The organism is Pseudoalteromonas sp. P1-30 (genome assembly GCF_001400005.1).
Taxonomy (GTDB): Bacteria; Pseudomonadota; Gammaproteobacteria; order Enterobacterales; family Alteromonadaceae; genus Pseudoalteromonas; species Pseudoalteromonas atlantica.
Genome location: NZ_LKBC01000002.1, coordinates 907606 through 932181, shown reverse-complemented (window position 1 = coordinate 932181; position 24576 = coordinate 907606). Strand labels below are relative to the sequence as shown.

Sequence of the window (24576 nt, the reverse complement as noted above, 5' to 3'; positions counted from 1 at the left end):
TAAAAATAATAAATAACCACGCCACGATATGTGGTGTGCAGGAGTCACTATTTTGAAGCCTTTAGAAAAACCGATTAAACCCGCCTCGTTTTTTGATGCACTTGTTCCTATCACTGTTTTAATTTGCCTTTTAGGCGCAGCGGTATATTTATTTGGCGATAACTCGTCATCAGGTCCTAACCAAATAGCGTTATTATTTGCCACTTTTGCTGCGGCATTAATAGGGCTAAAAAATGGCTATACGTGGAAAAAGCTTGAAGAAGCCATGATTGAAGGTATTACCTTATCATTGGGGGCTATTTTAATTTTATTAATGGTGGGTGCCTTAATTGGTACTTGGCTGTTGTCGGGCACCGTGCCAACGCTTATTTATTATGGCTTACAGGTTATTAACCCAAGCTGGTTTTACGCTGCAAGCTGCTTAATTTGTGGCATTGTTGCAATGAGTATAGGTAGCTCTTGGACCACAGCTGCCACCATAGGTGTGGCGCTTTTAGGGGTGGCAACCGGGTTAGGGCTTGATCAAACTGTGACGGCAGGGGCGGTTATTTCGGGTGCTTACTTTGGTGACAAACTCAGTCCGCTTTCTGAAACTACTAACTTAGCACCGGCTGTTGTTGGAGCTGATTTATTTGAACATATTCACCACATGTTATGGACTACTGTTCCTAGCTTTGTCATTGCATTAATCATTTTTATATTTATGGGCTTCAATGCAACTGCCTCGAATGAAGCCGGCAGGATTGACGAAATAACAGCGATTTTAGAGCAAAACTTTAATATTGGCTTTGAAATGTTAATTCCATTAATTGTGCTGCTAGTTTTAGCTATTAAAAAAATGCCAGCGTTTCCGGCAATTTCAATTGGCGCTGTAATTGGGGCTGTGTGGGCAATGTTGTTTCAGTCTGATTTAATTGCGACACAAATTGACCTTTCTCAGGGTGAGTTGGTTGGTTATTTTAAAATTATTTGGACGACTTTTTTCGATGGTTTTAGCATCGACACGGGTGATGACAAAATGGATTCATTACTCAGTGGTGGCGGTATGGCAGGGATGTTAACTACAACATGGCTGATCATGACGGCTCTTATGTTTGGTGCCATTATGGAAAAAACCGGTTTATTAGATATTTTTGTTAAGAGCATTTTAAAAATTGCAAAAAGCACGGGCTCGCTTATTACATCAACTATTGCTACTTGTGTGGGCACAAACTTAATAGCGGCTGATCAATACATTGCTATTGTAGTGCCTGGTCGTATGTTTAAAGAAGAATATAAAAAGCGTGGCTTAAAGCCCGTTAATTTATCGCGTACTTTAGAAGATGGCGGCACAATAACAAGCCCGTTAATTCCGTGGAATACCTGTGGTGCGTACATGCAAAGCGTTTTATTAATAAACCCATTTGACTATGCCTTGTATGCTTTCTTTAATTTAATTAACCCTTTCTTAGCGATTATTTATGCGTACGTAGGCATTAAAATTTTACGCATTGAACCCAAGCAACCTGCTTAAATCTAAATAGCTCCTTTTTTAAGGAGCTTTAGTTGGAGTAACTATGACTGTGTCAGCAAAGCCAAAAGCGCAATACTTAAAAGACTACACTGCGCCTAATTTTTCTATAGAGCACACTGAACTCACTTTTGACTTACAACCACTAAATACAAAAGTGACGGCGCTACTAACGCTTAAAAGAACAACAAATCAAAATTCAGCGCTTGTGTTAGATGGCATAGACTTACAATTAGTGGAGCTGCAAGTAGATAATGTTGCTTATACTAATTATAAGATTGAAGGTGAGCACCTAATCATTAATGATTTACCTCACACATGCCAGCTTAAAATTGTTACTGAAATTTCTCCTGATACAAATACCTCTTTAGAAGGCTTGTATTTATCTGGTGGAGCGTATTGCACGCAATGTGAAGCACAAGGTTTTAGAAAAATAACCTACTTTTTAGACCGCCCTGACGTGCTAAGCACATACGATGTGACGATTATTGCTGATAAAAGCTTTAAGCATTTACTGTCAAATGGTAACCAAATTGACAGTGGTGAAACAGCTGATGGCCGCCATTTTGCTAAATGGCAAGACCCATTTAAAAAGCCAAGTTACTTATTTGCATTAGTAGCGGGTGATTTTGATGTACTAAAAGACACTTACACAACAAAAAGTGGGCGCGAAATTGAGCTTGCGTTATTTGTTGATAAAGGCAATTTATCTAAAACACCACATGCAATTAACTCATTAAAAAAAGCCATGCATTGGGATGAAACGCGCTTTAACCTAGAATACGACTTAGATATTTACATGATTGTTGCCGTAGATTTTTTCAATATGGGAGCAATGGAAAACAAAGGGCTAAATGTATTTAATAGTAAATGCGTATTGGCTAACCAAGAAACCGCCACCGATAAAGATTATCACACGATAGAGTCGATTGTTGGTCATGAGTATTTTCATAACTGGACGGGTAACCGTGTTACCTGTAGAGACTGGTTTCAGCTATCGTTAAAAGAAGGGCTCACAGTATTTAGAGACCAAGAATTTAGTAGCGATTTAGGCTCACGCGCACTTAACCGCATTGATGCCGTTAAAGTAATGCGCACACATCAGTTTAGTGAAGATGCGGGGCCAATGGCGCACCCAATTCGCCCTGAAAAAGTTATCGAAATGAATAACTTTTATACCGTAACGGTGTACGATAAAGGGGCTGAAGTTATCAGAATGATGCACACCCTGTTAGGTGAGGTTAACTTTCAAAAAGGGATGCAGCTTTACTTTGAACGCCATGATGGTCAAGCGGTTACCTGTGATGATTTTGTTGCTGCAATGAGTGATGCTTCAGGCATAGATTTAACGCAATTTAAGCGTTGGTATAGCCAATCAGGTACACCACGATTAAATGCAACACAGCACTATGATCACGATAAGCAACTTTATACTTTAACAATTGAGCAATCAGCTCCGCTAAATCAGCCAGATAATAAGAGCATGCACATTCCATTTGCCATCGAATTATTAGATGAAAATGGGCAAAGTATTGCACTTACTTATCAAGGTGAAAAACGCGACCACGTGCTTAACGTAACTGCGCCAACGCAAACGTTTTACTTTGATCAAATACCTGCTCGCCCAGTGGCTGTACTACTTGAAGATTTTTCAGCGCCCTGTATTTTAAGCCAGCAAAATTCAGAACCTGATTTACTGCATATTATGCGTTATGCGCGCAGCGATTTTTCGCGTTGGGATGCGCAGCAGCAGTTATTTATTAATGCAGTTAAGCAAGCAGTTAATGCACCTGAACACGCAACATTAAGTGAAAACGTTATTAATGCACTACGTGTGTTAATAAGCGCACAAAGTGGTGATTTAGCACTGGTAGCAGAGCTTATAAAACTGCCAAGCTTTGACACGTTTGCCGCTGAGTTTGACATAATTCCTGTTGACGAAATCATTACAATCACAAGATTGTTTGAGCAACAGATTGCCGAGCAATTATCTGATGAGCTTTTACATTGTTACAGTTCGTTAGTAGATGATGGCAGTATAAATGCAGATGCAGTGGCTATAAGAGCGCTTAAAGGTGTTTGTTTACATTACTTAGCTAAAATACCTTCTGAGCAAGTTGACCGCTTTATTAGAGAATCGGCAGATTCACCGAATATGACCAATGTTTTAGCCTCATTAAGTGCGGTAGTAAAAGCATCACACCTATTAAGAACAATGTTGTTAGATCACTTTGATAGCCAGTGGCGTCATGATGTTTTAGTTATGGACAAATGGTTTGCACTACAGGCTATGCAATCTGGTGATGGTGCTATTGAGAATATAAAAGCGTTGTACGCGCATCCTAGCTTTGATTTTTCAAACCCAAATCGTGTACGCGCATTAGTGGGTAGCTTTAGTCATTTTAATACCGCACAATTTCACCGAAAAGATGGTGAAGGTTACGCATTATTAGGTGATTTACTTATTAAGCTAAACGCGATAAATCCGCAAAATGCCTCTAGAATGTTAACGCCTTTCATGTCGTGGAAACGCTTTGACACAACCCGTGCTCAAGCAATGAAAGCACAGTTGCAACGCTTAGCAAACCTTGAAGGATTAAGTGCTGATTTATTTGAAAAGGTTGAAAAAGCGCTTAATTAAATGATTGAGTATTACTTCTCTTTACACCTGAGCTATAACAAATGCATGGACTACTACCATGGTCGTTTTAGCTCAGTACAAGTAGTTGAGGATAACGGTAAAACAATACGTTTTGCCGCCTCGCACTTGCGCCCTTACATTTCATCTATTGGAATAAGAGGGCATTTTAGACTTTTAGTTACCCCCGAGAATAAATTTATTCGCCTCGAACGTATCGCCTAACCTGCTGTTTTTATGTTATAGATACATAAAAATATTATCTTTTTGTTAATTTCAATTTGTTCTATTGTTAATTTACGTGTATAAATTATCTGGTATGACGTCTTACCAATACGTAAACGTCAGCTCAAAAAATATAATAATTGATTGAACGCGACCATTTGTAATTTTTTATAATCGCTTCTATCGTTAAGATTACACTAAAAACAATAACTTGATCACACATAATTACCCACGACAGGGGGGATACACAATGATAAGAAGATCGCTTTTTGTTAAAAACAAAATAGCTATAGGTTTAGCAGCCGCAAGCTTAGGTTTATCTGCAGCAGCGAATGCAGCAAATTTTGAGGTAGGGGGCTTTGATGTCACCTTCGACTCAACTTTTTCCTATGGTCAAAGCGTCCGTGTTGAAGACAGAGATTTCGACATTATTGGTAAAAGCAATAATCCTGCATTTGATTGGACTGGGTATAATCCTTCATTAAATACAATTTATTCTTCTCAAGATGTTTGGGCCCAACCAGGCTCTTACTCTAATAATGGCGATGCAGGTAATCTTAATTTTGATAGCGGTGATTCGTTTTCAAAATTATTGAAAGGAACACACGACCTTTCAATTAGCAAAGATAACTACGGCTTATTCACACGTTTTATGTACTTTTACGATTTTGAGTTAATGGATGGTGATAGAGCCTACGTTAACCCAACCTCAGGACAAGGCGTAGATCCATGTGATGATGACGACACAAAAGAGCAAAGCTGTGCCGACATCCGTTTATTAGATGCTTACGTTTGGGCAAATTTTGACTTAAACGATGGCAACAACCCGCTGTCAATTCGCCTTGGTCAACAAGTAGTTAACTGGGGTGAGAGTACACTTATCTCTCATGGTATTAACGTAAACCCGGTCGATATTGACCGCTTAAAAGCGCCAGGTGCTGAGCTTAAAGAAGCATTTATTCCTGTAGGTATGCTTTGGGCGTCATTAGGGATCACTGAAAATATTACTTTAGAAGGTTTTTATCAGTACCAATGGCATGAAACACGCCTACCGGCTGCAGGTACTTATTTTTCTACCAATGACTTTGCAGCAGAAAACGGCTATCAGCAAAATGTACAGTTAGGTTTTACTTCAAACCCTGACATTGATATGGCCTTTTTAACCGACAGCCTTAATAACCTTTATACTAATTTTGCTCAGGTAGCCGCTGCACAGGGTATCGACCCAACAAGTGCTGAAGGCCAAGCCCTGCTTGCAAACATGTATTTAGCTCATCCAACTAAAGTTGCGCTTAAAGGTAAAGGCGATAACGGTAAAACAGAGCCAGATGACGGCGGCCAATATGGTTTACGTTTAGGTGTATTTTTACCAGAGTGGAACGACACAGAAGTGGCGTTATACCACGTTAACTACCATAGTCGACGTCCGCTAATTTCTGGTCGTGTATCTAACTTTTCTCAAGCTGCCATCGCACAAGATTTAGCGATGATTGCAACAACAGAAATTACAGATGACAACGTGGCAGATTTAGTTGCGTTTTCAAAAGCAGAAAATGATTACCCAGAAGATATTAAACTTTACGGTTTAAGCTTTAACACCACAATTGGCGAAACCGCGTTTGCTGGTGAGTTTGCATTTCGTAAAGACGAACCGTTACAAATAGACGATGTAGAGCTACTTTATACCGCCATGCCTGAACAATTGGCGCTTGCCGGTATTCGCCCAGACTTTGCGGGTATTTCGCAAATGAGTTTTGGTGATGCGATTAGCTCTGTAGCGGCAGGTGAAGTTGCACAAGGTTATATTGAACGCGACACATCACAAATTCAGTTTACTGCAACACATTTATTTGGCCCGTCATTAGGTGCTGATAGCTGGGCTGTAGTAGGTGAAGTAGGTGCTGTTAAAATTCATGATATGCCTGACTACGACGAAATGCGTTTAAATGTGTCGGGTACAGGTCGAAGCGGTGTAATCACAGGCCCAGGCACTACTGACTACACAACATTACAACTAGGCCTTTCTAATGGCCCAGAAGAAAAGTCGTTTGCAACGGCATCATCTTGGGGTTACCGCCTAATTGCTAAAGGTGATTACTTTAACCTTTACAATGGTATTAACTTCTCTCCACGATTTGTATTTTCTCATGATGTAAACGGTAACACACCGGATCCTATGTTCTTGTTTATTGAAGACCGTAAATCGTTGGGCGTAACGATGAACTTTAATTACCAAAATGCATGGTCACTTGATGTGAGCTACAACTCATTTTGGGGTGGTGGCGATATCAATACTTTCTCAGATCGTGACTACGTTTCTTTCAATTTAAAATATTCAATTTAGGGGTAATATTAGTATGATTAAAAAACCTACCCTCATCGCTACCGCTTTGTGTAGCATGTTTTTAAGTTCAGCGGCAATGGCAAAAATGAGCGCTGAAGAAGTTGCACGTTTAGGACAAGACTTAACGCCATTTGGCGCAGAAAAAGCAGCCAATGCTGATGGGTCAATTCCAGCGTGGAATGGCGGTATTACATCTGCACCAGAAGGTTATGAACCAGGGATGCACCATTTAGACCCGTATTCTGCGGACAAAGTGTTGTTTACCATTGATAAAACAAACCTTGATAGGTACAAAGCTAATTTAAGCCCTGGCCAAATTGCTTTATTTGAAGCATACCCAGATACGTTTAAAATGCCTGTTTATGAAACGCGCCGCTCTGCGTCTTACCCACAGTTTGTATACGATGCAACAAAAGAGTTTGCTGCAACGGCTGAGCTTATTGAAGGTGGCAACGGAATAAAAAATACCGCAATTGGTATTCCATTTCCTATTCCTAAATCTGGCTTAGAAGCTATTTGGAATCACTTATTACGCTATCGTGGACAATCAATAGAGCGTTTTGGTGGACAAGCTGCACCCACCGCATCGGGTTCGTACAATTATGTAGGCTTTGATGAACAACTATTGGTTAAATATTCAGATCCTAAAGCGACTCCTGCAGAGCTTCAAGACTCAAACATTTTGTTTAAATTTAAGCAAAAGGTGACAGAGCCAGCACGCCTTGCCGGTACAGCGCTACTTGTACACGAAACCATGGATCAAATTTTAACGCCTCGCCAAGCGTGGACATATAACTCGGGTCAGCGTCGTGTTCGTCGTGCACCAAATGTTGCATATGACGCTCCAGGTACAGCCGCAGATAGCTTACGTACTACTGATGATTTTGATATGTTTAATGGCTCACCTAACCGTTACAACTGGACCTTAAAAGGTAAGCAAGAGCTATATATTCCGTACAATAGCTACAAGTTACACAGTGATAAACTAGAGTACGACGATATTTTAAAACCCGGCCACATTAATCCAGAGCATACGCGTTATGAAAAGCACCGTGTATGGGTTGTTGAAGCTAACTTAAAAGATGATACACGCCATATTTATAAAAAACGCGTGTTTTATATTGATGAAGATAGCTGGCAAGTACAAGTGACCGATATTTATGATAATCGCGACCAGCTTTATCGTGTAGCAATGGCATATGGCTTAAACTACTACGAAGTACCTACGCAGTGGAGTACTTTAGAAGTGTATCATGATTTAAATTCGCGCCGTTACTTAGCTATTGGTTTAGATAACCAAGAAAAAATGTACGACTTTTCAGAGTCGTTTAACGATAACGAATTTACTTCAAGCGCTTTACGCCGTGAAGGTAGATAACAACGTAATATGCAGCTAACAGCCCGTTAGCTGCTTTTTTCTTTCTCATCGCGTTTGTCTATACGACACGCAGGATTTTCCTCAGCAAACAGACAAACAATTCTTCAGTTCAAGGCGATTAAAATTTATGAAGTATTTGGTATATGCCAGCCTGATCATAAGCGGTGCGAGTATTGCACAAGATGCACCTCAGTATGCTATTAGCGCAATCAACGCAAATAAAACCCTACTAACTGATATTACTAATACAGGTGCTGCTTTAGTGGCTGTAGGTAAGCACGGTACGGTAATAACAAGCAAAAGCGCTGAGCAGTGGCAGCAAGCGCAAAGCGTCCCTACACAGGTATTGTTAACGGCTGTCGATTTTTCTAATGAAACCCACGGGTGGGCGTGCGGGCACGATGCCACAATAATTAATACCACCGATGGTGGTTTAAATTGGCAATTACAACAAGCAAAGCCAGAGCTTGATAAGCCGTGTTTAGATATTTACTTTGAAGATGACTCAAATGGTTTTGCTGTTGGCGCTTATGGCATGTTTTATCAAACCAGTGATGGCGGTAAGCACTGGCATAAACGCTTTTTAGACTCTTTACTGTTTAGTGAAGACAGAGAGTATTTGAATGATTTAAAAGAAAATGATCCTCAAGGCTACGAAGCTGAAACAGCATCTATACTCCCTCATTTTAATCGTATTGAAAAAACAGACAGTGGTTTGATGTTAGTCGGTGAAATGGGGTTAATGGCCAAAAGCAGTGATAATGGCCAAACATGGCAACGCCTTGATGAAATTTACCCAGGTTCTTTTTTTGCGGTAGCATCAGATGCGCAGCAAGAGATTGTGGCAGGGCTCAGAGGAAATGTATTTGTTAAAAATAAAAATGAACAACAATGGCAGCATTTTGAAAATGTTAAAACGGCCACGGTTAATAACATTATAAATTATAATAATGAGCATTGGTTACTGCTGGCAAATAGTGGTGTGATCTTTCATTTAAAAGACGGCTTACTTACACATGAACAACGCCCCGATGGTAAAGCTATTCTTGATGGCGTAATAATTAATAATAAATTAGTCATGGCAACAGAAGATGGCATTAAAGTGAAGGAGTTGAACCCTTAATGCATACGTTTTTAGATTTTTTAGAAAAGGCAGTGTTTAGACACCGTACTATCATGTTGATCGCTTTTGCGCTAATCACATGTTTTTTAGGCTATAAAGCCACTCACATTGAACTAGACGCCTCGTTTAACAAAAATATTCCGCTAAATCATGAATACATGAAAGTGTACACCAAACACGAAAAACAATTTGGTGGCGCAAATAGCATTTTAATTTCGGTGTGTGATGACAGTGGCAACATTTTTAACCCCGAATTTTTCACCCAATTAAAAGCAGTACACGATCAACTGTATTTTATTCCTGGTGTAAACCGCCCATTAGTTAACTCTATTTTTGCGCCCAGTGCGCGTTTTGTCGAAGTGGTTGAAGATGGTTTTGCTGGCGGCCCAATCATTCCTGCAAACTTTAAAGCTGACCAAAAAGGTTTAGCGGTAGTTAAAGAAAACATTGAAAAAGCAAAAGTAGTAGGGCGAATGATTGCCAGCGATTACTCATGTGCCATGGTGACCGCGCAACTACTCGAAACCGACCCGCAAACTCAGCAAAAGCTAGATACACTCGCATTTGCAGATAAGTTAGAAACGCAAGTAAGAGAGCCTTTAAGTACAGATAAAGTCAGTATTCATATTATTGGATTTGCCAAAATGGCCGGCGATATTGCTCAAGGGGCAAAAGGCGTTGTGCTATTTTTTGCTATTGCCATTGGTTTTACCTTTATTATGGTTTGGCTATTTTGTGGCAGTTTAAAGCTCACCATTTTACCTATAGCGTGTTCAATTATTGCCGTAATCTGGCAAATGGGTTTATTGTCAAGTTTAGGTTTTGGACTCGACCCTATGTCTATATTGGTGCCGTTTTTAGTATTTGCGATTGGTGTAAGCCACGGCGTGCAGATGATCAACGCCATTGGTAAAAAAGTAGGTGAGGGCAAAAGTACCCGCATTTGTTGTCAATCAAGCTTTAGAGCATTACTTGTACCTGGTGGTATTGCGCTGCTTTCAGACACGGTGGGCTTTTTAACCCTGCTGACTATTGATATAGGTATTATTCGTGAACTTGCAATCACAGCAAGTTTAGGTGTTGCGGTTATTATATTTACTAATTTAATTTTATTGCCAGTGTGGGCCTCGTATATGAATTTTGCCAACACTGTGCATATTCAATCAGGCGATGCGCAAAAGCCAAATATGCTAGATGCGATACGCGATTTATTAGTAAAAGCCACAGAGCCTAAAACCGCAAAAATGATTATTGGTTTTACCCTGGTGTTATTTGCCTTAGGTTACTGGCAAGCAGATAAAATGCGAATTGGTGATTTACATGCAGGTGCGCCTTCGCTGCATCAAGATGCTCGCTACAATCAAGATACTTTTTTAATATCGGACAAATACACTATTTCGTCGGATATTTTAAAAGTGATTGTTGAGGCTTACCCAGCGGCGTGTACAGAGCACGATGTGATGGCGCGCATTAGCCGTTTTCAGTACAAGGTAGAAAACGTGCCAGGCGTGCAATCGGCGGTTAGTTTAAGCTCTGTGGCGCAGTCGGTTAACGCAGGTTACAACGAAGGTAACTTAAAATGGCAAAGCTTACCGCGTAATTCAGCCAGCTTAGTGCAATCAACAGCCCGTGTAGAAACAAGCACAGGGTTACTTAATGGTGATTGCTCAGTCATGCCGGTGATTATATTTTTAGATGATCACAAAGCAAATACAATCGATACCGTTATTCAACGTGTTAAGCAATTTGCACAAGAAGAAGGCACAGACAAGTTAGCCTTTAGGTTAGCGTCTGGGCCTGTAGGGGTGATGGCGGCAACAAACGAGTCTGTTTCTGCGGCGCAAATTCCGATGATGCTTTACGTTTACGGCGCAGTTATTATTTTGTGTTTGTTAAGCTTTAAGAGCGTAAAAGCGACAATTGCAGTGGTATTACCTCTGTATATTGTATCAACTCTTGCACAGGCACTGATGGTGCAATTAGAAATTGGCTTAACGGTATCTACTTTACCTGTTATAGCCTTAGGTGTAGGTATTGGTGTGGATTACGGTATTTATATACTTTCTTCGATGATGGGCCAACTTAAGCAAAACGTACCGCTGAGCGTGGCGTACCGTAATGCCCTTGTTGAGCGTGGCAGTGCTGTATTGTTTACCGGTATTACCCTTGCGATAGGTGTTAGTACGTGGATATTCTCTGATCTTAAGTTTCAAGTAGATATGGGAATACTGCTTACCTTCATGTTTTTAGTAAATATGTTAGGTGCGGTACTGCTATTACCTGCAATTGGTAGTCTGCTGTGGACCGACCAGAAAAAATAAAGTGAATAATTGTGCTCCTAAATGACCTGTAATGGTCATTTATATCTATATTTTGTGAATAGATGACCAAATAGCTGAAATGCTTAAAATGTTTTCATCGAAAAGGCTGTTTATTAGCGCTAAAAGGGTTAGAATTTAACTGACTCCACGCTAATAAATGGCTGTACAAATATTCTGCTTAACTAAAAGCAGTAATAGATTAAGGAACATACAATGACACGAAATGAAGGCCAAGCCTCGGTTATCCTAGATAATGTCTGTAAGCTTATCCAGAAAAAAGTTCACGCTGATAATGTGTTACTCGTTGAGAAATTCGCCAAAGCCTTGTACAGCAATATGTCTAAAGAGGATTTGGCAAATCGCAATGATAGTGACCTATACGGTGCTGCACTCAGCCTTTGGAATGCACTAGAAAAAAACACCACGGACGACGCAGTAATTCGCGTTTTCAACCCTGAAGTAGCAAAAGATGGCTGGCAGTCATCACATACAATTGTAGAAATTATTGCTAAAGATATGCCATTTTTAGTCGATTCTGTTCGTATGGCTATGACCCGTGAAAATATAGCTTCTCACTTATTACTTCACTGCCCACTAAAAATTCAGCGTGACGATAACGCTAAAATTTCTGGTTTATCAAATTTAAAAGCAGAGCAAGAATCAACCTCTACTAAAACAGTGTTCTTTATTGAGATTGACCGCCAAACCGATGCATCTGTTATTGCTTCTTTCAAAAAAGAGCTCGAATCAGTATTGGTTGATGTTTCTATTGCGGTAGATGATTGGCAGCCAATTCGCGAAAAATTAGTCTCTGTTACTAAAGAAGTACCAAAACGTAAGCACAATAAAAATAAAAACGAAGTATCTGAAGCCGTAGAGTTTTTAGATTGGCTGGCTAAAGATAACTTTACTTTAATGGGCTATCGCGAGTACGAGCTTACCCCTGTACAAGGTGATTACCAGTTAAAAGGTAAAATGGACACCAGTCTCGGCCTGATGAAAAATTCAACCGATGAGCACACACGTTTATTATCTGAATTACCAGAATTTGCTCGCCAAGAAGCCCTCAGCAGTAACTTATTAGTATTAACAAAAACGAACTCTGTATCGCGTGTTCATCGCCCAGCCTACATAGATTACGTTGGTATTAAACGCTTTGATGATGAAGGCAATGTGGTTGGTGAAGACCGTTTTATCGGCCTATTTTCATCAAGCTTTTACAACAACAGCGCAGCAGATGTGCCTGTTCTAAAAACTAAAATTAACCGCATCATGGATATGTGTGACTTTGCTAAAGGCACCCATGCATACAAAGCGGTACTTAATATTTTAGAAACGTACCCACGTGATGAATTAGTTCAAGCTCGCGAGAGCGAGTTACTCGAAGTAGCAATGGGTGTTTTACAAATTCAAGAGCGTGACATGTGTCGCTTGTTTGTTCGTAAAGACGCCTACGGACGTTTCTTCTCTTGTATGGTGTACGTTCCGCGTGAGCGATATAACACAGCGCTGCGCCGAGAAACACAAGACATTTTAGCTAACGCCTTTAATTCTGACGAAAAAGTCGAATTTACTACCTATTTCTCTGAGTCAACACTGGCGCGTACACATTACACCGTTCGTGTGACCGATAACAATATCGAATATAACGTGAAAGACATCGAAAACAACCTAGTAGAAGCTGCTCGTACATGGGAAGATAAATTACAATCTGCACTGTTAGAGTCAGCAGGGGAAGCCCGCGGTAATGAGCTAAATCGTAAATATTGCAACGCGTTTGCACGCTCGTACAAAGATGAAGTACTACCGAGTGCTGCGGTTGTAGATATTGAAAAACTAGAATTGTTAAACGACGAGAACAAGCTAGAAATGCTGTTCTACCGTCCGCAAGAAGAAGCTAACAGCAATATTGTACGCCTAAGCTTGTTCCATAAAGATGAGCCAATTCACTTATCTGATGTTATGCCAATGCTAGAAAACTTTGGTTTACGCGTTGTAGGTGAAACGCCATATTCTGTTAAAACAAGTGATGGTCGTATCAATTGGATCATGGACTTCTCTATGCTGATTGACAGCAAAGGAATGGCCGACTTTGATAAGATTTCTGCTCGTTTTCGCGCTGCATTAACTAATGTATGGGGCAACCGCCTTGAAAACGACGGCTTTAACCGCTTAGTATTAATGGGTGGTTTAACAGGTCGTGAAGCTTCTATATTACGTGCCTATGCAAAATACATGCGCCAAATTGGGGTTACTTTCTCACAGACCTACATTGAAAGCACGTTTGCAAACTACCCGCATATTGCTGCGCAAATAGTTAACTTATTTGCTAAAAAATTCTCAGTAAAAAGCCCTGCAAGCCCTAAAACACTTGAGAAATTAAGTGCACAAATTTACTTAGAGCTTGAAAACGTAGCGAACCTTGATGATGACCGTATTATACGTTTATACGTAGATATGATTGTCGCAACACTGCGTACTAACTACTTCCAAAAAGATGAAACAGGTCAGTTTAAATCTTACGTGTCGTTTAAGGTACAGCCTAGCTTAATTCCTGATATGCCGCTTCCGCTGCCAGCATTTGAGATTTTTGTATACTCTCCGCGTGTAGAAGGTGTGCATTTACGTGGTGGTAAAGTTGCTCGTGGTGGCCTTCGTTGGTCAGACCGTCGTGAAGATTTCCGTACTGAGGTACTGGGCTTAGTAAAAGCGCAACAAGTTAAAAACACTGTAATTGTTCCGGTAGGTTCTAAAGGTGGTTTTGTATGTAAGCAGCTACCGAGTGAACGCGAAGCCTTTATTAAAGAAGGTCAAGAGTGTTACAAAATTTTCATCCGTGGTTTATTAGACATTACCGATAACATTGAGCGTGGTGAAATTGTACCGCCAGCTAATGTAACGCGTCACGATGAAGACGACCCATACTTAGTAGTTGCAGCAGATAAAGGTACAGCTACCTTCTCTGATATTGCTAACGGTATTGCTAACGAATACAACTTCTGGCTAGGTGATGCGTTTGCATCAGGTGGTTCAGTAGGTTATGACCATAAGAAAATGGGCATAACAGCAAAAGGTGCATGGGAGTCTGTTAAACGTCATTTCCGTGAAATGGATATTGACTGTCAAACTACCGACTTCACTGTGGTTGCTATTGGTGATATGGCCGGCGACGTATTTGGTAACGGCATGTTATTGTCTAAGCACATTCGCTTACAAGTCGCGTTTAATCATATGCACATATTTGTAGACCCTACACCAGATGCAGCGACCTCTTACCCAGAGCGTGAGCGCTTGTTTAACCTGCCTCGTTCATCATGGGAAGATTACAATAAAGATCTGATTTCAGCGGGTGGTGGAATTTTCTCGCGCGCAGCTAAATCGATTTCTTTAAGCCCAGAAATGAAAAAAATGCTTGGCACTAAAAAAGCAAGCATGACACCGAATGAGTTAATCAAAGCCTCATTAATGATGGAATTTGATTTACTGTGGAACGGTGGTATTGGTACTTACATTAAAAACAGCCACGAAACAGACGCTGATGTAGGGGATCGTGCAAACGATGCGCTGCGCATAAACGGTAAAGACCTTGGCGCTAAAATTTTAGGTGAGGGCGGTAACTTAGGTGCAACCCAATTAGGGCGTATCGAGTTTGCAGCCAAAGGCGGGCGTGTAAATACCGACTTTATTGATAACGTAGGCGGTGTTGCGTGTTCAGATAACGAAGTAAATATTAAAATTTTACTTAACGGCTTAGTTTCAGAAGGGGATTTAACACGTAAACAACGTGATGAGTTACTTTACTCTATGACCGACGAAGTGTCTGAGCTTGTACTTAAAGATTGTTACCGTCAAACACATACATTGTCGATTACACAGTCTAAAGGTGCATCAACACTTAAAGAGAAGATCCGCTTTATTCATGCCCTTGAAAAAGAAGGCAAGCTAAACCGTGCAATCGAGTTTTTACCAACTGATGAAGAGTTGGCAGAGCGCGCTGCAGCAGGTAAAGACCTAACACGTCCAGAGCTTTCAGTATTAGTTTCGTACGCTAAAATGGTGCTTAAAGAGTCGTTAGTAACAGATGAAATTACTGAAAACCCTTACTACCGTCAGCTACTAGTTAAGTCTTTCCCGCGTCCACTGCGTGAAAAATTTAACGACGCGATGGATAATCACCCACTGCGCAAAGAAATCATTGCAACAAAACTGGCGAACAATATCGTTAATGACATGGGCTTAAACTTCATGGTACGCATGAACGAAGAGACCGGTGCTAACGAAGCTGAAATCGCAATGTGCTACTCAATTGCGAGTGAGATTTTTGAAATGCGTGAAACCTGGTCATCAATCAGCGCGCTAGATAATAAAATCCCAGCAGCAGTTCAAACCGAAATGCTTTACCAATTACGTCGTACTGTTCGCCGTGCAACACGCTGGTTCTTACGTCATCGTAATAAAGCACAAACAATTGAACAAGCTATCGAGTTCTTTGCGCCAACGTTTAAAGATTTAAGCGAAAACTTAAATACGTACATGCAAGACAAAGAACACGAATGTTTGACTGGCAAAGCAAATGAGCTAGTTGAAAAAGGTGTACCTAAGCAAATTGCTAAGCGTATTATTGACCTTTCTAGCCTGTTCTCTGTAATGGATATTGCTGAAATAGCGCATAATTCAGGCCGCAGTGTGGCGATGGTATCTAATACCTACTTTAAACTTGGCTCGCGTATGGGCTTACACTGGTTCTTAGATCAAATTACTAACCAGCCTGTTTCTAACCATTGGCAAGCACTTGCCCGTGCGTCGTACCGTGAAGAGCTTGATTGGCAACAACGTACGCTTTCTCATGTTGTGCTAAACAGCTTTGAAGGTGACGAAAACGATGTTGATAATCAAATCGATCAGTGGATGGCAAGCCAAGATCTGCTGCTACAGCGTTGGAAGCAAATGTTAGCTGAATTTAAAACCTCGCAAAGTCACGACTTTGCTAAGTTCTCAGTTGCACTGCGCGAATTAATGTTGTTAAGCCATAACTGTGATACATCAGGAAAATAATTTAGCTTTAATTGGTTATTTATTCAGTAAATAATCAGTTAATTGTTAAAATTGTTATACAATACCTCAGCCTAGTCTGAGGTATTTTTTTGTCTGTAATTTAAAGAGGAACAATTCATGTTTTACGATTTAGCCCGCCGTTTTATGTTCACCCGAGATGCTGAATGGGCACATGAGTTTGCGCTTAATAATTTACGCCGTTTTGCACACACCCCTTTAAACACAGCTTGGTCACAACAACTACAAAACAAACCAGTTAATTTTTTAGGCCTTGAGTTTAAAAACCCTGTGGGTTTGGCTGCAGGTTTAGATAAAAACGCTGAGTGTATTGATGCCTTTAGCCAAATGGGCTTTGGTTTTGTAGAAGTTGGCACAGTTACCCCGCGCCCCCAAGCAGGTAATGATAAGCCGCGCATTTTTAGATTACCGCAGTCAAATGCCATTATTAACCGAATGGGCTTTAATAATAAAGGGGTCGATAATTTAGTTAATAACGTAAAAAATGCCAAGTACACCGGTATTTTAGGTATTAATATTGGTAAAAATAAAGATACCCCAAATGAGCAAGGTAAAGACGACTATATCCATTGTATGCGTAAAGTGTTCGAGCATGCTTCGTATATTACGGTCAATATTTCATCTCCAAATACACCAGGGCTGCGCGATTTACAATATGGTGCCGCGTTAGATGATTTACTGCAAAGTTTAAAGAATGAACAGCTCGATTTAATTGCCAAGCATAATAAGCAAGTACCTATGCTGGTTAAAATAGCGCCAGATCTTGATCAAATCCAAATTGAGCAGGTTAGCGAGTCACTATTAACTAATCAAATTGATGGCGTAATTGCAACAAATACTACGCTTGAACGTAGTGCAGTAATGGGTCAGCAATACGCCGATGAGGCGGGTGGTTTATCTGGCAGCCCTGTAAGAGAGCGCTCTACACACGTTGTTAGCGAACTTAAACGTTTAACACAAGGTAAATTACCAATTATTGGTGTAGGCGGTATTGATGATGCGCAATCAGCTCAAGAAAAGCTAAATGCAGGCGCAAATTTAGTGCAGGTTTATACTGGGTTCATCTACAAAGGGCCACAATTGGTAAAATCGATCGTTGATTCCTTATAAGTATCAGTTATGTAAGCTTTTGATCGTTCAATAAATGTTCTAAACAAATGTTTTAAAAATGGTCAAAAGCCGTTATAATCTAATATTAATGTCTTAATTAAAAATAAATTTTTAAACAAGGAGGAGGCAAATGTTACAAGCAACAAAACAATGGCAGTGGATTGCATGTGCAAATAAAAACCGCTTACTACTTGATTTAAATGACGATATGCAACTATGCACACCGTATAAATTAAGACAACTCACCGACTGTGTATTTGAAAACCCGCGTTTTAGCTTAGAAGATGCTGCTTTTTATGAACAGGTATATAACTACTTAGATGGTTTTGAGCTGTATAAGCCTGCACAAATTTGCCAAATTGCGCTCAATGCCACCGCTGTAAAATTTCATTTAAAACCGGTACTGGCTAAAAGTTGGTTTTTTGAAGAGTACACTGGCACCCAGCCAAGTACAGAAGCCATCGTTAAACTTACCTCAAAAGCGCAAACCGGTGAGTTTTTAATTGTTGAACATTGCCCTGATGCTTCAATTTGCCTAAACCTTAACGAAACATTCAAACTTGATGATAATTTGTCCCTTGAACAGTTTGAAGTTATCCGCGTTTTAAACAATCGTGTTCACCCGCTATTACTTGAGCAATATCACACTAAATCAGCTTAGCAAATTTACAAATCGAGCTGCGTTTATCAAGTGTTTGTCAGCCAACCTATGTTATAATCCTGCGCAATTAGCTATTAAGGGTTATTACTTTGCAATTTATCGCACTTACTTCTATCGGAATCGAAAATTTACTTGTTGATGAACTAACAGAATTAGGCGCCGTCGTGTCTAAACAAACTGTGGGTTCTGTTCGCTTTGAGGCAGATTCAACATTGGCGCAAAAGGTTTGTCTATCAACTCGTTACGCAACACGTGTGCTGATGCTTATTGAAGAAAAAGAAGGCGTTAATGATAAAGATAGCCTGTATAAATTTGCTCGTTTTCAGCCATGGCAAGAATGGTTTGGCCCTACCCAAACATTTGCCGTTGATTTTAATGGTACCAACGACTCTTTAAAAAATACCCAGTTTTCAGGCTTGGTAATTAAAGATGCGATTGTTGACTACTTTAACGATTTATACGAACAGCGCCCAAATGTAGATAAGCAAGATGCCAATGTGCGTGTTGTGGCGCGTTTAAATCGCCATGGTGTGGCTTTGTATATTGATTACTCGGGTCCTCGTTTATCTGAGCGCGGTTATCGCCAAGGTCAAGGTAAAGCCCCAATTAAAGAGCACTTAGCGGCCGCGATTATTAAACGCAGTGGTTGGCTTGAAAATGTAAATCAGCCTTTATTTGACCCATGTTGTGGTGCCGGCACTATTTTAATAGAAGCGGCGGGCATGGCGCGTAACGAAGCACCTGGTTTATTTAGAGAAGGGTTTGCTTTTGAGCGTTTACCTAGTTTTAGAGCGGCAAAATTTAAACAACTTCGCGAAGAATTAATTGAGCAAATTACCGATCCTAAATTGTGGTTAATTGGCCACGATTACGATGCGCAAGTTCTTGATAAAGCCATTGCCAATGCCGAGCGTGCAGAGCTGGGTAATGTTATTAAGTTTAAGCAAAGTGATGCAACTAAGCTTACCTCTGTTGCTAAATTACCCGGGGTGGTTATTTCTAACTTACCGTACGGCGAACGTATTGGCTCTATGGCTGAGCTGGTAAATTTACACCGCAGCATGGGCGTGGGTTTTAAAAAGCACTTTAATCATTGGAAGCTTGCGTTACTAGGCATGGATGAAAGCCTATTTAAGCTGTTAAAACTGGTTAAACAAAAGCGTTATAAATTTAAAAACGGCCCATTAGATGTAGAACTAAATTTATACCAGTTAGATGATAAACAGGTAAGCCTGACAAGCGATGACAAACCGGCTCTTAATTTTGAAGGCTCAATGTCGTTTGCAAATCGTTTGAAAAAGAACAAACAAGGCCTGAAAAATTGGCTTAAACAAAACGAAGTACAAGCTTATCGCGTATACGATGCTGATATTCCTGAGTACAACGTAGCGGTTGATATTTACGGCGACTCTGCTGTTATTTTTGAATACGCAGCACCTAAAGAAATTGACGAAAAAACTTCTGAAAAGCGTCTTCAAGATGTGATTAGCTTAACTGCACAGCAGCTAAACATAGCGCCTGAAAACATTGCCGTTAAAGTGCGTAAAAAACAAAAAGGGGAAGAGCAGTACACCCCAATGGCTAAACAAAACCGCACTATGGTGGTGGAAGAGTTTGGCGCTAAGTTTAAAGTAAACTTGTTTGATTACCTCGATACTGGGCTGTTTTTAGATCATCGTTTAGCACGTCGTTATATTCAGCAAAATGCAAAAGACAAACGCTTTTTAAACTTATTTGCCTACACCGGTACAGCCTCTGTGCACGCGGCATTAGGTGGTGCAAAAGCAATTACCACCGTTGATTTATCAAAAACCTACCTTAAGTGGGGCCAAGATAACTTTGCGCTAAATGATATTAGCAATACTCGCTACCGTTTTGAGCAAGCTGATTGTTTAAAATGGCTAGAATACGCACAAGGGCAATACGATTTAATCTTTTTAGACCCGCCTACGTTTTCTAATTCTAAACGAATGAAAGACGCGTTTGATGTGCAAACCGATCATATAAAATTACTTACTTGGGTTAAAAAAATCTTGAGTCCGTCGGGTACATTAATTTTTTCTAATAACAAACGTGGTTTTGTAATGGATGAAGTAGGTTTGATGGGTTTAGGGTTAAAAGCTGAAAATATTTCAGAAAAAACGTTATCACCTGATTTCAAACGTAATAAAAAAATACACAACAGTTGGTTAATTACCCATGGCTAATTATGTTTTATACCACACCGATGGCTGTCATTTATGTGAGCAAGCCGAGCAGGTTTTATTATCGGTTTTGGATAAAAATAGTGAGCTTAAATTAATTGATATACTCACTGATGAGCAGCTAATAGCGCGTTTTCAGTTAAGTATTCCCGTATTTGAGAGCAAAAGCGGCCACCATTTGTATTGGCCGTTTGATGCACAAACAGTGCATGAATTTTTAGCGCAATAATAAAAGAGCAGTATTTATGGATTTAATTAGAATACAAAAAGCGCAGTTAGCTTATGGTACGCACCCATTACTTGATGATGCTGATGCAGTGATAGAAAGCGGTGAGCGCGTCTGTATTGTAGGGCGAAATGGGGCGGGTAAATCTACACTTTTAAAAGTACTAGATGGCCAAGTTATTTTAGATGATGGTGAAATTAACCAGCTTGGCGGGATCAAAATATCTCGCTTAGAGCAAGATCCTCCTAAAGGAGCAAATGGCTCAGTATTCGATTATGTAGCACAGGGCATGCCTGATATTGCTAACTTGCTGATTGATTATCATCATGTGAGCACACAGCTACAAACCGACTGCACCGACAAACTGCTAAATAAGCTTGAGCGTTTATCTAACGATTTAGAAGCGTGTGACGGTTGGCGTTTTGATTCGCGTATTCAATTAGTACTCACGCGTTTAGAGCTTAGCCCAGATGCTAAATTAGAATCGCTCTCAGGTGGTTGGTTGCGTAAAGTTGCCTTAGCACGTGCACTTGTGAGTGAGCCTGACTTATTGTTACTTGATGAACCAACAAACCATTTAGACGTAGACAGTGTTAAATGGCTAGAGCAGTTTTTAAAAGAATTTAAAGGCGGTATTGTATTTATATCGCATGACCGTGCGTTTATCCGTGCTGTTGCAACGCGTATTTTAGATTTAGACCGCGGTAAACTTATCTCTTACCCTGGCGATTACGCGACCTACCTTGAACAAAAAGCGCATGACTTAAAAGTAGAAGAATCACAAAATGCACTCTTTGATAAGCGTTTAGCAGAGGAAGAAGCCTGGATACGCCAAGGTGTTAAAGCCCGTCGTACTCGTAACGAAGGCCGTGTACGTGAACTTAAACAGCTACGTGTTGAGCGCAAAGCCCGTGTAGAGCAAGTAGGTAAAACCGATTTTAATATTGAAACGGCTGACAGATCGGGCAAGTTAGTGTTTGAGGCAAAACACCTTAGTCATGCATTTAAAGATAAAGTGATTGCTAATGATTTTTCTACCCTTGTTATGCGCGGTGACCGCATTGGCTTAGTAGGCCCAAATGGTATTGGTAAAACTACCTTACTTAAACTGCTGTTTGGTGATTTAGAAGCCGATAGCGGTCATGTTAAACAAGGCGTTAATTTAGAATTTGCTTACTTTGACCAATACAGGCAAAAGCTTGATGAAGAGGCCACTGTTCAAGATAACGTTGCCGAGGGTAAACAAGAGGTAATGATGGGCGGGCGTTCTCGTCATGTACTTGGTTACCTGCAAGACTTTTTGTTTCCACCGGCACGTGCGCGTACACCTGTAAAAGCACTCTCTGGTGGTGAGAAAAACAGGCTTTTACTTGCAAAACTATTTTTGAAACCCTCAAATATTTTAGTACTCGATGAGCCAACCAATGACTTGGATATTGAAACATTAGAGTTACTCGAAGAAATTATTAATCAGTATCAGGGTACTGTGCTTATAGTAAGCCATGACCGTGAATTTATTGATAATACGTGTAGTAGTGTATGGGCGTTTGAAGGTGATGGAAAAATAACAGATATGGTAGGGGGTTACACCGATTACCAAGCTTATTTAAGCTATTTAGCCGAGCAGGAAAAACAGCAACAAGCACCAAAAAAAGACGTTAAACCTGCGCCTGTAGCCGCTACAAAGCCTGAAAACAAAAGCACTAAGCTTTCTTACAAATTAAAACTTGAATTAGAGCAACTACCCAATAAAATGGAACAACTTGAAGCCGCTGTAGAAGCGCAGCAAGCTGTAGTGAGCGATCCTGACTTTTTCAAACAAGATAGTGACGTAACCACTAATGCATTGAACCATTTAGCAAAACTTGAGTCTGACCTTGAAGCCGCGTTTGAGCGCTGGGAAGAACTTGAAGAATTACAGAATCAGTAGTAAGGATTAAAATGAAATATAAATTACTCGCTGCCAGTATTTTAGCGACATTGAGTACATCTGCATTAAGTGCAACCTATGAATTAACAGAACTAGGTACTCTTGACGGCGCTAAACATTCTTACGTGACTGACGTAAGCGAAAGCGGGCACATTATTGGTACTGCCAACGGATTGTATAATTTACCAATCGATATTAGCTATATCGACTTTACCGAAAGCGTTATTGAAAATGCGTACGATAGTGAAGAGTACAACTTTGAGCTAAGTGATAAAGAAATTACTTTTACACTTGATGATATAGAAAATAACGATGCAGTTTTTAATAACGCCGATGCGCATTCATTTATGGTTAGCTTTTTAGCTGGCAGACCAACGGATTACGAGTACCAAAAGTTAAGCTCGGTAGTTGGTATTAAGTTTGACGATGGCATTGTTACTGAGCAAATACTGTTTGATGAAGAGTCGGTAGATTACGATGGTTTAACGCGTTCGGTTAGTAACTTTTATAATGCGGTAAGCGAAGATGGCGTGAGCGTTGGTTGGAGTGCAGCTCCATATGATAAAGTTTTATTTACGCCAGATGATGAAGATGAAGAAGAAACATGGTTTACCCATGACTTTATTGAGCGCGGAATAGTTATTTCTGAAGATGGAACGCAAAAGGTTGAGTTAGTTCCAGACTTTGACGATTACGGCGGTACTAGCCGAGCTAATGATATTGTTAAAACAAATGACGGATACACTGTCGTTGGTTATGTTTCAACAGGTATTCCTGAAGACAGACTTGATAATATTGAAGATAACTGTGATAACGAAGACGAGCCAACCAATACCTGTGTGGAATTATTAAATTCAAGTGTAACCACCGGCGTATTTGATGAGCGCGCGGTAAAATGGGAGCTTGATGAAGCATTCAATATCACTTCTACTGAAATACTTGGCCTTGCCTTAACGCCAGAAGAAGATGATGACTTTGCTTTTACAAGTACTGCTCTTGCGCTAAATAATAATGGCACAGTGGTGGGCTCTTCAAATGCTCGTTACTATAAAAATGACGACACTATTTTAACAATGCCTGTTTATTTTAAAAATGGTGACGTGTTTAATTTTATAGACCAAGAAGATGATTGGCTTTCTGGTAAAGCGCTTGCTGTCAATGACAACGATGTAATTGTTGGTTATGCATCAAAGCGTATTGAAACCACGATCCGTGATCAGTTTTTCTATCATGATATAAGTACTGGCAATACCGTTTTCCCTACCGGTTACTTTAATAGCTCAAGCGCTTATGGTAATGATATTAATAACCAAGGTTATGTTGTTGGTGAAGGCGAGGTGGGTACATCTGAAAACAGCCGTCGTAAAGAAGCGTTTATATATAAAATTGGTGACGATAAAATTACCAACTTAAACGATTTACTACCTTGTTACGAAACAGATGGTGAAACAGACTACGCCTACACAATGGCTGAAGCGAAAGTCATTAATGAAGACAATGAAATTTTTGGTGTAGCTACCAAAACCGTTGAAAAGCGTGATACCTTTGGTAATGTAGAAACCGATATCGAAGGTAATATTGAGTACGAGAGTGTTGCTGTTGCAGTAAAACTAACACCCATTGATGGTGAAGTAGAAGACTGTACACCCATAGAAGAAGAGCTCTATGAAAGAAGCTCAGCAAGCTTCCCTTGGTACACACTGTTATTATTGCCGCTAGTGGGCTTACGCAGAGTATTTAGATTTTAAGCTTTATGCTTTTCATAAAAAAACCAACTTATAAAAGTTGGTTTTTTTTCGTCTATAATAAAGTGCTTGGCGTTAATTAGTTATC

The 24576-nt window shown here is 40.1% G+C and carries 14 protein-coding genes; all 14 read left to right on the top strand.

What is annotated here, in order from left to right; all coding sequences use genetic code 11:
* Positions 1–52 precede the first annotated feature (52 nt).
* The 14 genes from nhaC to AN395_RS07535 all read left to right on the top strand — a co-directional run bounded on the left by nhaC (position 53) and on the right by AN395_RS07535 (position 24491).
* Complete coding sequence (gene nhaC, locus AN395_RS07600; RefSeq protein ID WP_171036153.1) at positions 53–1513, top strand: Na+/H+ antiporter NhaC; 1461 nt, start codon at positions 53–55, stop codon at positions 1511–1513.
* A gap of 43 nt (positions 1514–1556) precedes the next feature.
* Positions 1557–4151, top strand: a complete 2595-nt coding sequence (gene pepN / locus AN395_RS07595) for an aminopeptidase N (RefSeq protein ID WP_054982578.1) — start codon at positions 1557–1559, stop codon at positions 4149–4151.
* On the top strand, positions 4152–4373 hold the full coding sequence (locus tag AN395_RS07590; RefSeq protein ID WP_054982577.1) for a DUF2835 domain-containing protein: 222 nt from the start codon (positions 4152–4154) through the stop codon (positions 4371–4373). It abuts the gene before it with no gap.
* A 250-nt stretch (positions 4374–4623) separates the two neighbouring features.
* On the top strand, positions 4624–6717 hold the full coding sequence (locus tag AN395_RS07585) for a DUF1302 domain-containing protein (protein WP_004586707.1): 2094 nt from the start codon (positions 4624–4626) through the stop codon (positions 6715–6717).
* A 13-nt stretch (positions 6718–6730) separates the two neighbouring features.
* Positions 6731–8095, top strand: a complete 1365-nt coding sequence (locus tag AN395_RS07580) for a DUF1329 domain-containing protein (protein WP_054982576.1) — start codon at positions 6731–6733, stop codon at positions 8093–8095.
* A 127-nt stretch (positions 8096–8222) separates the two neighbouring features.
* Positions 8223–9218, top strand: coding sequence for a YCF48-related protein (locus AN395_RS07575; RefSeq protein WP_054982575.1), 996 nt, complete (start codon positions 8223–8225; stop codon positions 9216–9218).
* Positions 9218–11539: an RND family transporter gene (locus tag AN395_RS07570; protein WP_054982574.1), complete on the top strand. Its 2322-nt coding sequence runs from the start codon at positions 9218–9220 to the stop codon at positions 11537–11539. The genes AN395_RS07575 and AN395_RS07570 overlap by 1 nt, the downstream gene beginning before the upstream one ends.
* Before the next feature lie 213 nt (positions 11540–11752).
* On the top strand, positions 11753–16594 hold the full coding sequence (locus tag AN395_RS07565) for an NAD-glutamate dehydrogenase (protein WP_054982573.1): 4842 nt from the start codon (positions 11753–11755) through the stop codon (positions 16592–16594).
* Between the two features lie 117 nt (positions 16595–16711).
* Entirely contained in the window at positions 16712–17722 is a 1011-nt protein-coding gene (gene pyrD / locus AN395_RS07560) for a quinone-dependent dihydroorotate dehydrogenase (protein WP_054982572.1), read from the top strand.
* A gap of 130 nt (positions 17723–17852) precedes the next feature.
* Entirely contained in the window at positions 17853–18383 is a 531-nt protein-coding gene (locus AN395_RS07555; RefSeq protein ID WP_024033533.1) for a cell division protein ZapC, read from the top strand.
* Positions 18384–18472: 89 nt separating this feature from the next.
* Positions 18473–20590: a bifunctional 23S rRNA (guanine(2069)-N(7))-methyltransferase RlmK/23S rRNA (guanine(2445)-N(2))-methyltransferase RlmL gene (gene rlmKL, locus AN395_RS07550; protein ID WP_054982571.1), complete on the top strand. Its 2118-nt coding sequence runs from the start codon at positions 18473–18475 to the stop codon at positions 20588–20590.
* A complete protein-coding gene (locus AN395_RS07545; RefSeq protein WP_054982570.1) occupies positions 20583–20816 on the top strand; it encodes a glutaredoxin family protein in 234 nt (77 codons plus the stop codon). Before rlmKL ends, AN395_RS07545 begins: the two co-directional genes overlap by 8 nt.
* 16 nt (positions 20817–20832) lie before the next feature.
* Entirely contained in the window at positions 20833–22743 is a 1911-nt protein-coding gene (locus tag AN395_RS07540) for an ABC transporter ATP-binding protein (protein WP_029772627.1), read from the top strand.
* Between the two features lie 11 nt (positions 22744–22754).
* Positions 22755–24491, top strand: coding sequence for a DUF3466 family protein (locus AN395_RS07535; RefSeq protein WP_004586697.1), 1737 nt, complete (start codon positions 22755–22757; stop codon positions 24489–24491).
* The last annotated feature ends 85 nt before the right edge of the window (positions 24492–24576 follow it).

Coding starts and splice junctions, on each gene's coding strand:
- pepN (WP_054982578.1), top strand. CDS start 1,557: ATGACTGTGTCAGCAAAGCCAAAAGCGCAATACTTAAAAGACTACACT.
- AN395_RS07590 (WP_054982577.1), top strand. CDS start 4,152: ATGATTGAGTATTACTTCTCTTTACACCTGAGCTATAACAAATGCATG.
- AN395_RS07585 (WP_004586707.1), top strand. CDS start 4,624: ATGATAAGAAGATCGCTTTTTGTTAAAAACAAAATAGCTATAGGTTTA.
- AN395_RS07580 (WP_054982576.1), top strand. CDS start 6,731: ATGATTAAAAAACCTACCCTCATCGCTACCGCTTTGTGTAGCATGTTT.
- AN395_RS07575 (WP_054982575.1), top strand. CDS start 8,223: ATGAAGTATTTGGTATATGCCAGCCTGATCATAAGCGGTGCGAGTATT.
- AN395_RS07570 (WP_054982574.1), top strand. CDS start 9,218: ATGCATACGTTTTTAGATTTTTTAGAAAAGGCAGTGTTTAGACACCGT.
- AN395_RS07565 (WP_054982573.1), top strand. CDS start 11,753: ATGACACGAAATGAAGGCCAAGCCTCGGTTATCCTAGATAATGTCTGT.
- pyrD (WP_054982572.1), top strand. CDS start 16,712: ATGTTTTACGATTTAGCCCGCCGTTTTATGTTCACCCGAGATGCTGAA.
- AN395_RS07555 (WP_024033533.1), top strand. CDS start 17,853: ATGTTACAAGCAACAAAACAATGGCAGTGGATTGCATGTGCAAATAAA.
- AN395_RS07545 (WP_054982570.1), top strand. CDS start 20,583: ATGGCTAATTATGTTTTATACCACACCGATGGCTGTCATTTATGTGAG.
- AN395_RS07540 (WP_029772627.1), top strand. CDS start 20,833: ATGGATTTAATTAGAATACAAAAAGCGCAGTTAGCTTATGGTACGCAC.
- AN395_RS07535 (WP_004586697.1), top strand. CDS start 22,755: ATGAAATATAAATTACTCGCTGCCAGTATTTTAGCGACATTGAGTACA.